Origin of the sequence: Xenorhabdus santafensis (genome assembly GCF_033949405.1) — a bacterium.
GTDB lineage: Bacteria > Pseudomonadota > Gammaproteobacteria > Enterobacterales > Enterobacteriaceae > Xenorhabdus > Xenorhabdus santafensis.
Window position 1 is genome coordinate 1 of the sequence record NZ_VCDN01000225.1, and the last position, 813, is coordinate 813.

Annotated in this window: 1 pseudogene; it reads right to left on the minus strand. The window is 52.8% G+C overall.

Features of this window, described 5'->3' with window-relative positions:
• A pseudogene (locus tag FE392_RS22365) lies at positions 1–813 on the minus strand (type IV secretion protein Rhs); the annotation flags it as partial.

An 813-nucleotide genomic window follows, 5' to 3' on the forward strand; every position in this document is an offset into this window, starting at 1 on the left:
CTTGTGGCAGGGTCAGTTCGGTCAGGTTATCCATTTCGTCGTAACTGAACTGGAGAATATCCTCGCCGCTCTGTTCCTGGATCACCCGCCCTAGTGCATCGTAGGCAAAGCTGACTGTATTCGGCAATAATCCCAGTTGTTTTCCGGTGGCATTCGGTTCACGGGAGGCGGCCAGTAACCGATCCATTTTATCCCACCGGTACTGGTAATTGTCGGTGCCAGTTTCCCGTTTAATCAGGTTGCCCGCAGCATCGTAATGCAGGTAAACCGCGCGGACAGGTTGCCGGAATACCCGATCACCCAGGCGTTTTTCAACACGCAACAAACCGGCAGCATTGTATTCATACTGGATAAGGGTATCGTCAGGGCGGATTTCTTCAATCAAACGCCCTTCTGCATCACGGTTCAGCTGATAGCGGCCGCCATGGGCGTTTTCAATCTGTATCAGATAGCCTTCGGGATTGTAATGATAACGGATTTGGCGTTGCAGACGGTCAGTGGCACACACCACCTGCCCCAGTGCATTATATTCCCAGCCACGGCCGGCGTTTTCATTGCGCTGGTGATGCGTCAGCCGACCGGCATTGTCCCACACCATTTGCTCTGTCGAGCCATCCGGGTAAGTCACCCTTGAGAGCTGTCCGGCATCGTTATAGTGATAACGGACGCTTTCCATCAGGGCATTGATAAAACGGCTCAGCCGATTTTCATCATCATAGCCCCATGTGCTTCTTTGCCCCGAACAATCGGTATGGCTGATTAACTGCCCCTGACCATTCCACATAAAATGGTTGTCGCCGCCTTTGGCATCCG